This window comes from Paenisporosarcina sp. P5_A11, from assembly GCF_056400705.1.
Genome location: NZ_JBFUKT010000118.1, coordinates 1 through 10,427 on the forward strand (window position 1 = coordinate 1; position 10,427 = coordinate 10,427).

The following is a 10,427-nucleotide window of genomic DNA, read 5'->3' on the forward strand; positions in this document are numbered from 1 at the left end:
TTCATACGAGACATGGTATCATCACGCCATTTTTTATGTTGTTGAAAGCTAATGACGGAATTCATCTTATCGTAATTCCCAGAAATTTTTTCAAATACTTCATGGACACGTTGTTCTTTTGTTTTGGTCATGCTGATGTCACCTTTCTCTCATGACAGAAACTTGCTCATTCAAGCGTAGTTCAAACATATCAACTAAGTATTGTTGAACAGAATGGCTGAGTAGATGAGATCGTGAAATTTCTTCCATCAATTTATTTTTTTGAATGGCAAGCTCTTTATTCAGTAATACAAGCCAAGTGTGAGAAAAACCTAAATGCTGTTCGCTATCTGATAAGGAGTCTTGGAAACGAGATCCTTTACCTTGTTTTACAAGCTCTAGCTCATTTACAATTCGGTGAATTAATAATCCGCGACGTACAAATGGTTTATAGGCAGCAAAATTAAAATGATCGTAAAATTGTTCAATTGATAAACTTTCGATCGTTTGAATGGTCTCCATCCACTGTTCAAATGATTGCTTTACATCATCATAAACCGATGCTTTTTTCTCACTAATATCGATTATTCCATTTGATAGCGAACGGATTAGGTCGATGTTTGAAAGGCTTGCTAATATTTGATAGTAAAGTCCGCTATAGTAATCCCCTGCCAATACCGTTAATTGCTGGCTTTTCGAGGATGCATTTAATTCTTTAATTTGATCATGTGCCGTTAATGCACAATAAATAACTGCAACTGAAATTGCAGACTGTTCGTGTTCATCGTCCCATTGATTCCCGTTTAACAAAGGTAGAAGCATAAAAAATAAACGGTCTTCACGAAGATCCGGTTCTCCCGCATGCTTCCGAAGAGTCCGATGACGGACGTAATCTAATATTTTCGAATGAAATTGTTCAATTGTTTTATGAATGAATTTTTCGTTCATCGTACGTGCTCCATTTCGCGATGTTGCCGGTGTCGTATTTTGTAATTATAGCACAGCATGGCTACTCATTCACGTAGACAGATTCTATTTTTTAGTTTCACTAAAAACTTGGCCATGTGTTGTTTGAATTTCTGCTTTGCCACGTATTTTAATCGCTGAAGTATGTTCAGTAAATTGGGCAATCATAACTTCTCCACGATCCAACTTTTCGGAGTGATGAAATTTTGTATCAGTGCCTCTTGTAAGACCAATGACATGAACGCCATCTTCTTCTGCTCGAATCACGATGTATTCTGTTTGTGCCATTGTACATTCCTCCTATGTGAAACAAATTGTCTATTAATCATAGCATACCCTATTGTTTTAAGATGATTTGGTTATTTCATTTGTATGAATGATAAAATCTCACTGCGCTTTATATCATCTTGTTCATAAATGCCACGTGCGACGGCTGTTACTGTTTTTGCTCCTGGCTTTTTAATTCCTCGCATGGTCATACACATATGCTCAGCTTCGATAATTACATATACTCCAAAAGGATTTAACATCTCCATAATTGAATCAGCAATAGTCGATGTAATTCTTTCTTGTAGTTGTGGACGTCTAGCCGTTGTTTCAACAGCCCTAGCTAATTTACTTAAACCTGTAACTACTCCGTCTCTCGGAATATAAGCGATATGAGCTTTACCGTAAAAAGGCACTAAATGATGTTCACACATTGAATGAAACGGGATATCTTTTACTAAAACTAATTCTTCATGATCTTCGTGGAAAACGGTTTTAAAATATTCTTTTGGATCTTCATTCAAACCTGAAAACATTTCAGCATACATTTTCGCAACACGTTTTGGTGTTTCAAGTAATCCTTCACGTTCAGGATTTTCTCCAACTGCTTCTAAAATCATTTTTACTGCTTCTTCTATTTTTTGTAAGTCAACCGTTGACATGCTTGACGCCTCCTAATAATAAAACACAACTATCTTTGCCGTGTATTGGCTTTATGTAATTTACCGTGTAGTAATRGTGAACTTGGAAAGGTTTTCATTCTCTACGTTTGGCAATTGAAATTCGGGTAATAAAGACAACTGTTTCGGTATTAAATTCATGTAAATCGTAGCACACCATCAAATGTTACGCAAAAACGCTCAATTAGTCTATTCTTTTCAGAAATTACTTTTTCTATCCTTCTTGATTGTCTAAGATAATGTGTATTTTGTACTACATCTTATCTGCTGCTCCACGAAAGAGATAGTAGAATTAGGAGGAAATTGGATAGTTACGACAATAATTCATGAAGATGTGACAGTAACGCAAAAAGTTGCGACAAAGCAGCCGCTAACATCATTTTGCATGTCAAGATGATAATTCACTTCACTTAAGAGCATACAAAAAAGAACGACTTTTGTAATTTCTCACAAAAGCCGTTCTTTATGTAATTACACGCGTTTTATTTTACCGCGTCTTTAAGAGCTTTACCTGGTTTGAAAGCAGGTACTTTACTTGCAGCAATGTCGATTTCCATACCTGTTTGTGGGTTACGACCCTTACGAGCAGCACGTTCACGAACCTCAAAGTTACCAAATCCAATAAGTTGGATTTTTTCACCTTTAGCAAGAGCATCTTGAATTGTATCAAATACAGCATCAACTGCTTTAGAAGCATCTTTTTTAGAAAGTTCTGTACCTTCAGCTACTGAGTTTACTAATTCTGTTTTATTCACACCATTCACCTCCTCTCAAAGGGGATGGAATCTCAATCATGTAAAAAGAGTATCATAACCAAAAAGGCTACGCAACRATATTTCCACGAGAATTACCAACTTCATGCAGAAAATCCATCCAGAATAAAAAGAACAGGACTATTCGCATAGGTAAATGCGCAGTCCTGCTCTCTATTATAGGATAAACGTTACCATACCACGATCGCCTTCATTAACCATTCGTTCAATCGTTTCTCTCATACGTTTCTTCGCATGTGTTGGTACAGCATCTGATTTATAGCGCATACTCTCTCTTAACATCTCGTGTAAAGGTGTTCCAAATAACGATGTTGCCCACAGTGCTTCACGATTGTGATAATAGGCTTCTTTTAAATCTTTTAACAGTTGTTGACTGTGGAATTCAGAACCAATTAATGGTGAGAATTCTGCATCCATGTCAATACGAATAATATGAAGTGAAGGAGCTTTGGCTTTCATTCGTACACCAAAGAAATCATTTTGTTTAATTAATTCTGGAGCAGTAGGTTGAAACTCTTGTACCGATGGCATTGATACACCGTACCCAGTCTCTTGTGCCATTTCAATTGCTTCATGGAATCGTAAATACGATTTTTTTGCATATGAAGATTCTTTAACGTATGATAGCCAGTCTTTTTTTGTAACAATTGGCTCATCCAAGAAGTCCGAATAGGCTTGTTGGAACGCCTCATCTGTTATTTCGATTTGAATAGATGCTTTTCCTTTTCCTGCATCCACTTCAATCACTTCAGCATTTTCAACAAAAGGTTCATCACATATAAATGTGGCCAAATCTTTCACATCACGGATTTTTGAAACTTGTGTAGACCAAGAATCAATTGAATTTTGAAGGGACTCTTTTAAAGGATGATCATTTTCCAAAACGTCCATCCAGTCCGGTTTCAGTAACTCAAATGTTGTCACAGGGAATTCATAAAGTGCCTCTTTTAATACAACTTGAATTTCTTGAACTGACATCCTATCAACTGCTGCTGCAATCACGGGTACATTGTACTTTTCGGATAATTCTTTACGCAAATGATCTGTTTGATCAGTACCTGGAAATCTAGTATTAAGCAAAATAACAAATGGTTTCCCAATTTCTTTTAACTGACCAACGATTTCTTCTTCTACTTTTTCAACAGCTGCTCTTGGAATTTCGTTGACCGAGCCATCCGTTGTCATCACGATTCCTATAGTAGAATGATCTCTGATTACCTTATCCGTACCAATTCGTGCGGCTTCTTCAAATGGGATCGGATCATGATGCCAAGGTGTATGAACCAATTTTGGCCCATTCTCGTCTTCATGACCTTTTGCACCCTCTACAATATATCCTACACAGTCCGCTAAGCGAATATTGAAACGGAATGCATCATCGCCTACCTGAATGCTAGTACCATGAGCGGGTACGAATTTTGGTTCGGCTGTCATAATTACTGCTCCAGGAGAGCTTTGAGGTAGTTCATCTTGTGCACGAAGTCTGTCCACTTCATCCGTCATATTAGGTATTACTAAACTCTCCATAACTCGTTTTACAAAAGTAGATTTTCCGATTCGCACCGGTCCAACCACGCCAATATATACATCACCATTTGTCCGTTCGGCTATTTGTTGATAAAGCTCTTCAGCCATATCATGGCCCCCTTTCCTACGCACTTTATTTTATGCACCAAAAAAACGTTTCATGCATATGCATGAAACGTTTGTCTTTATTTCTTTAATAAGAATTCTGGTTCATTATTTTTATTAACAGTATACGGCAGTGAATACGCAGGTAGCACAGGGTATTTATCAACTAAAAGATAACGAATATCTTCACCTGGTTTTACTGTAGGCTTATCTTCTTGAAGAATACGATTCAGTTCGATTGAGTAATCGATATAAATGGTTCCATCTCCAGTAGCCACTAACGGCAGATTAACATCTGAATAAGGACTAGGAACCGTTTGTTCCTCTTTAAAGCCCATAATTTTATAGTCTAATTTATATACATTTTCGGCTATTTCTCCAGCTATCGGACCATAACCATTCACACCAAGTTTAATATTTAAATCTCTAATTTTTTCAGCAGAACGTAAATCAACTAATTTGACAGTCGGATTTTCTTCGACATCAATAATAACATATTGAAAGAGTCCACCGTTTTCGTAAGCGTTTGGTGGAATTTCACTTAAATAGGCAGGGACAATTTTTTGAAACTCAATAGGGTATTTAATGTATTGATCAACACTTTGATCTCTAGTTTTTATTGGAAGTAAACCACCTGAAGCTTCTTGATACTTATCGACAGCCACTTGAACTGAATTTAGTTGATCTTCATATGGTTTTTGATTTTCAGCACGCTCTGACTCTGGATACATACAACCTGATAACAGTATTGATGTAAAGAATAATAGACTAATAAGTGATATTTTTTTCATTTCCTCACCTCACGAGCTTCCAGTTGGACCAGAAAATACAATATAAATCATACTTAAAAATCCACCTATTAAAAGTACATAAGCTACAGTTGCAAAAATAAATTTAATTAAACGATTATTGATTTTGTGTCTACTTATATAAATTAAACCCATAGAAATCATCAAAAAGCCCATGGAAGCAAATGAAACCCACATTTTATCTAGTGATGACATAAATTTAACCACCTTTCACTATCTCTAGCAAATAATTATATCATGAAAAAACAAGAGGCGCAGACTCACTACCTCTTGTTTTGTGACGATTTAAAGATATTCAAATAAGTCTTCCATCTCTTGTTTCTTAACACGATCCATTAATTGATCCACTGCTGTTTTCGGATTGACTTGTTCAAATAACACAGCATATAATGCGCTTGTTATTGGCATTGGCACACCATGAAATTTAGATAATTGATAAGCTGCTTTTGTCGTTCTCACGCCTTCTACAACCATACCCATTTGATTTAATACTTCATCTAACTTCATACCTTTACCTAATAGGTTCCCAGCACGCCAATTTCTTGAATGGACGCTAGTACAAGTCACTATTAAATCACCTATTCCAGTTAAACCAGAAAACGTTAAAGGATTAGCACCCATTTTGGTTCCAAGACGGGCAATTTCAGCTAGACCTCTTGTAATTAAAGCAGCCTTTGCATTATCACCGTATCCTAGGCCATCAGAAATGCCTGCACCTAATGCAATAATATTTTTTAATGCCCCGCCAATTTCGACGCCAATAACGTCTGAATTAGTATAGACACGGAAATTGCCGTTCATAAATAAGTCTTGTACTTTCTCAGCATAGTGAATCTCTTCGCAAGCAGCCGTTACAGTAGTAGGGTGTTTTAACACTACTTCTTCTGCGTGACTCGGTCCAGAAAGAACCACTATTTCTTCAATTAAATGCGCAGGTATTTCTTCTCGCATAACTTCAGAAATTCGCTTTAAGGAATCGGGTTCAATCCCTTTAGATACATGAACGAAAAGAATGGGTTCCTGAATCCACTCTTTTAAATCACGACAAACTTCTCGAATCCCTTTAGTTGGGACAGCCATCACGATTATTTTTCCGTGGGTGGCTGCATCTTTTAATGATGAAGTGGCTGTTAATGTAGATGGTAGCACTGTTCCAGGAAGATATTTTTCATTGGAATGTTGATTATTAATTTCAGTTGCTTGATCTTCTCGGTGCGACCAAAGCAAACAATTGTGTCCATTTTCTGCAAGGACCATACTGAGAGCTGTCCCCCAACTGCCGGCACCTAAAACGACTGCTTTTTCCATATTTTAAATCTCCCTTACTGATACAAATTACGTTCTAGCACGTGTAATAAGGCGAATTGGTGTTCCTTCGAAATCGAAGGATTCACGAATTCGATTTTCTAAGAATCGCTCATATGAGAAATGCATAATTTCTGGTTCGTTTACAAACACCACAAATGTTGGTGGCTTGATCGCAACTTGAGTTGCGTAGTAAATGCGCAGACGACGTCCTTTGTCTGTTGGAGCAGGATTACGAGCAACTGAGTCTTCAATTACTTCGTTTAATACACTAGAAGTAACGCGCATTGCGTGATTTTCACTTACACGATTAATAACTGGTAAAATGGAATGGACGCGTTGTTTCGTTACTGCAGAAACGAATATAATTGGAGCATAATCTAAGAACAAGAAATGAGCACGAATTAATTTAGTAGTTTTATTCATGGTTTTCTCATCTTTCTCTACTGCATCCCACTTATTAACTACGATAATAATTGCTTTACCCGCTTCATGCGCGTACCCAGCAATTTTTTTATCTTGCTCTTGAATACCTTCTTCTGCGTTTATAACAACTAAAACAACATCCGAGCGTTCGATTGCTTTTAATGCACGAAGCACACTATATTTTTCAGTGGTTTCGTAGACTTTTCCTTTTTTACGCATCCCAGCTGTATCGATAATGACATATGGTTGGTCTTCGTATTCATATTGCGTATCAATTGCATCACGAGTCGTTCCTGCAATTTCACTTACAATAACACGCTCATCACCTAAGAAAGAGTTCACTAAAGAAGACTTTCCAACATTAGGTCGACCAATTAATGAAAATTTAATAACATTTTCAGGATAAATTTCTTCATCTTCGTCTGGGAAATTCTTCGCTACTTCATCTAATAAATCTCCAATACCAAGTCCATGAGAACCCGAAATCGGGAATGGTTCGCCGAATCCTAATGAATAGAAGTCATAAATCATAGGACGCATATCAGGATTATCAATTTTATTAATTGCCAACACGACAGGTTTTTTTGTTTTGTATAATATTTTCGCTACTTGCTCATCTGCTGCTGTGACACCTTCTCGACCATTCGTCAAGAAAATAATAACGTCTGATTCTTGGATGGCAATTTCAGCTTGAGCACGAATTTGTTCTAAGAAAGGCTCGTCCCCAATGTCAATTCCACCTGTATCAATTATATTAAATTCATGAGTTAACCAATCAGCAGAACTATATATACGATCACGTGTTATTCCTGGAATATCTTCCACGATGGAAACGCGTTCTCCAACTATTCGATTAAAGATTGTTGATTTCCCTACATTTGGGCGACCAACTATYGCTACTACCGGTTTAGGCATATTTATTTCATCCTTCYAAATTCTTCTCTAAAGTATTATACATAAGAAACGCATAAAACGCCATGTTCGCTCGACATTGCAAAGCGGATAAATGAAGCGAAAACCCTGTCAGACATTATTCCCTGGCCAAAATAAAGAGATGCAGACTTTGTATATGTCTACATCTCTTTATTATTTACGATTTGCGTATGTATATGTATCGATACCACGGTAAGTTAAATAATGATGTAATTCACCTGAAATAATTAATGGCACTTTTTGCAATTCTTCAATGGTATTCGCGCCAAGTGATACCATTAACATAGTCAAATCTTCAATTATTTCTTTAATTTCTTCAATCGTAGCTTGTTCCCCTTCTTCAACTAAGGTTTTTAATACTTTGCCAGCCAAACCGACAGCAGAAGCACCGAGTGATAAACATTTCACCATATCCAGTGCATGTTGAATGCCTCCAGAAGCTAATACAGGAACTTTAGAATTCAAACTAGTAGTTTCAATTAACGCTGCAGCTGTAGGAATTCCCCAATCATTAAAAAAGCTAAGTTTGCGATGTCGACGTTCATTTTCAATCGCCGCAAAATTGGTTCCACCAAAGCCTCCAATATCGATAGCCGCTACGTTTATTGATTGAAGTTTCATTGCCGCTTCGCGTGAAATTCCAAAACCTGTTTCTTTAACGATAACTGGTATATCCAGGTCGTTTACAAGCTGTTCTATTCTACTTAGTGCTCCACTGAAATCACGATCTCCTTCAGGCATCGTCAACTCTTGGATGACATTAAGATGGATTTGTAGAGCGTTAGCTTCAAGCATATCGACAGCTCTTTTAGCTTGATCCACCGATGCTTCACTACCTAGGTTAGCAAAAATCAGGCCGTCTGGATTTTCTTTTCGAACGGTGGCAAATGTGGCAATTTCTTCTGGGTTCTTAATGGCGGCCATCTGAGAACCCACCGCCATTGGAATATTCATTTCACGAGAAATACGAGCTAATTGACTGTTCAACTCAGTCGTTCTAGCCCCTCCTCCACCTGTCATTGCATTAATATAAAAAGGCGAACCAAAAACGAGTTCGCCAAGTTGAGTTTGCAATGACACTTTATCCCAACTACTGTCAGGAAGAGCCTGATGTACAAAACGAATATCATCTAACCATGTTGCTCTAGATTGTCCTGTCGACAACGCGTGTTTTATGTGGTCCAATTTTCGTTCAGCTCTAGTCATTATTATGCTCCATTATTTAAAGTGTTTTAATTTATCCCCAATAACATCACTAATTGAAAAACCTTTTGATTCTTCAGGCATTTCATAATCATTACCTGAATATCCATCTTCTTTTTCAACTAAATCTTTAATGCTCAGTGATAATCGTTTATCTTTTTTGTTAACGTCTAATACTTTTACTTGTACTTCTTGCCCTTCTTTTAACACTTCATGCGGTGTGCCAATATGAGAATGGGCAATTTGCGAGATATGAACAAGGCCTTCAATACCTGGGAATACTTCTATAAATGCTCCGTATGAAACAAGGCGTTTAATTGTACCTGTTTGAACTGATCCTCGAGGCGCTTTATCTTCAATACCTTCCCACGGTCCTGGGAGAGTGTCTTTAATTGATAAAGAAATACGTTCGCTATCACGGTCAACGGACAAAACTTTCACTTTAACTTCTTGTCCTTCATGAATAACGTCTGAAACCTGCTCAACATGCTCATGAGATAGTTGAGAAATATGAACAAGTCCATCTACCCCACCTAAATCTACAAAAGCACCGAAAGCAGCAATACGTTGCACCGTTCCTGTTAATTCATCTCCAGCGTGAATGTGGTCAATAACGTCTTTCTTGTTTGACTCTTTTTGAGCTTCAACTACTGCGCGATGAGATAAGATTAATCGATTTTTATCTTTTTCCATTTCAACAATGATAAATGTTAGTAGTTTTCCTTTGTAATCATCGAACGATTCCACAAAGTGATCTTCAACTAACGAAGCTGGAACAAATCCACGTAACCCGAGGTCAACTACAAGTCCACCTTTCACTACATCCTTCACTTCTGCTTCGATAATTTCGCCACTATGAAACTTTTGTTCTAGCGAATCCCAAGCTTCAGCAGCATCAACTCTACGTTTAGATAACACAAAATTGTCGTCTTCTACTTTTGTAATAATTAAATTTAATTCGTCACCGATGGAAACGACGTCAGAAGCTTTTTCAATGTGCAAGCTTGACAGTTCACTAATCGGGATTATTCCATCAAACGGTGCACCTTCAATTGTGACAGTTACTGCCTTATCCTCAACTTGGGCAACCGTTCCTTTTACAAGATTTCCTTCACGGAAGTCCTGGTTTTCCTGCAAGTTCATTTCCTCAGACATATAGCATCCTCCTTCACAACGTTCCACTCTTTATTTTATGCGAATTCTCTAATAAAAACAAAAATTTACCCTTCAATTTGAAAAAAACTAAATATTACGATTTATTTTGGTCTAATAACTTTTGAATTTCATTCATAATTACTGTAGTGACTTCTTCAGCAGTCGCTTTTCGATCGCGGTAAGGTTGCATGTCAATCGGCTTACCATAAACCACTTTTAATCGTTTAAGAGGCTTATATGGACCAATAATGGCACAAGGAACAACATTCGCATCCCCTTTTAAAGCAAAAAAGCCAGCT

At 37.3% G+C, this 10,427-nt stretch carries 12 protein-coding genes and 1 pseudogene; all 13 read right to left on the reverse strand.

What is annotated here, in order from left to right; genetic code table 11:
* A partial coding sequence (locus tag AC1DOS_RS14125; RefSeq protein ID WP_477538016.1) for a class I SAM-dependent methyltransferase occupies positions 1 to 131 on the reverse strand: 131 nt, incomplete at its 3' end.
* A gap of 7 nt (positions 132 to 138) precedes the next feature.
* Positions 139 to 927, reverse strand: coding sequence for a heptaprenyl diphosphate synthase component 1 (locus tag AC1DOS_RS14130; protein WP_477538013.1), 789 nt, complete (start codon positions 925 to 927; stop codon positions 139 to 141).
* 84 nt (positions 928 to 1,011) lie between these two features.
* On the reverse strand, positions 1,012 to 1,233 hold the full coding sequence (gene mtrB, locus AC1DOS_RS14135; protein WP_024534862.1) for a trp RNA-binding attenuation protein MtrB: 222 nt from the start codon (positions 1,231 to 1,233) through the stop codon (positions 1,012 to 1,014).
* Between the two features lie 71 nt (positions 1,234 to 1,304).
* Positions 1,305 to 1,874 (reverse strand): GTP cyclohydrolase I FolE, encoded by a 570-nt coding sequence (gene folE, locus AC1DOS_RS14140; RefSeq protein WP_108587176.1) that lies wholly within the window; start codon positions 1,872 to 1,874, stop codon positions 1,305 to 1,307.
* 500 nt (positions 1,875 to 2,374) lie between these two features.
* On the reverse strand, positions 2,375 to 2,647 hold the full coding sequence (locus AC1DOS_RS14145) for an HU family DNA-binding protein (protein ID WP_108587177.1): 273 nt from the start codon (positions 2,645 to 2,647) through the stop codon (positions 2,375 to 2,377).
* 174 nt (positions 2,648 to 2,821) lie between these two features.
* Positions 2,822 to 4,300, reverse strand: coding sequence for a stage IV sporulation protein A (gene spoIVA / locus AC1DOS_RS14150; protein ID WP_108587178.1), 1,479 nt, complete (start codon positions 4,298 to 4,300; stop codon positions 2,822 to 2,824).
* Positions 4,301 to 4,377: 77 nt separating this feature from the next.
* Complete coding sequence (locus AC1DOS_RS14155) at positions 4,378 to 5,088, reverse strand: hypothetical protein (protein WP_477538014.1); 711 nt, start codon at positions 5,086 to 5,088, stop codon at positions 4,378 to 4,380.
* A 9-nt stretch (positions 5,089 to 5,097) separates the two neighbouring features.
* Positions 5,098 to 5,301: a DUF2768 domain-containing protein gene (locus tag AC1DOS_RS14160; protein WP_108587180.1), complete on the reverse strand. Its 204-nt coding sequence runs from the start codon at positions 5,299 to 5,301 to the stop codon at positions 5,098 to 5,100.
* Between the two features lie 90 nt (positions 5,302 to 5,391).
* Positions 5,392 to 6,414, reverse strand: a complete 1,023-nt coding sequence (locus AC1DOS_RS14165; RefSeq protein WP_477538015.1) for an NAD(P)H-dependent glycerol-3-phosphate dehydrogenase — start codon at positions 6,412 to 6,414, stop codon at positions 5,392 to 5,394.
* A gap of 27 nt (positions 6,415 to 6,441) precedes the next feature.
* Complete coding sequence (gene der / locus AC1DOS_RS14170; RefSeq protein WP_108587182.1) at positions 6,442 to 7,752, reverse strand: ribosome biogenesis GTPase Der; 1,311 nt, start codon at positions 7,750 to 7,752, stop codon at positions 6,442 to 6,444.
* 171 nt (positions 7,753 to 7,923) lie between these two features.
* Positions 7,924 to 8,976, reverse strand: coding sequence for a type 2 isopentenyl-diphosphate Delta-isomerase (gene fni / locus AC1DOS_RS14175; protein ID WP_108587183.1), 1,053 nt, complete (start codon positions 8,974 to 8,976; stop codon positions 7,924 to 7,926).
* 12 nt (positions 8,977 to 8,988) lie between these two features.
* Positions 8,989 to 10,128, reverse strand: a complete 1,140-nt coding sequence (gene rpsA, locus AC1DOS_RS14180; RefSeq protein ID WP_108587184.1) for a 30S ribosomal protein S1 — start codon at positions 10,126 to 10,128, stop codon at positions 8,989 to 8,991.
* A 94-nt stretch (positions 10,129 to 10,222) separates the two neighbouring features.
* Positions 10,223 to 10,427: pseudogene (locus tag AC1DOS_RS14185) on the reverse strand (1-acyl-sn-glycerol-3-phosphate acyltransferase); the annotation flags it as partial.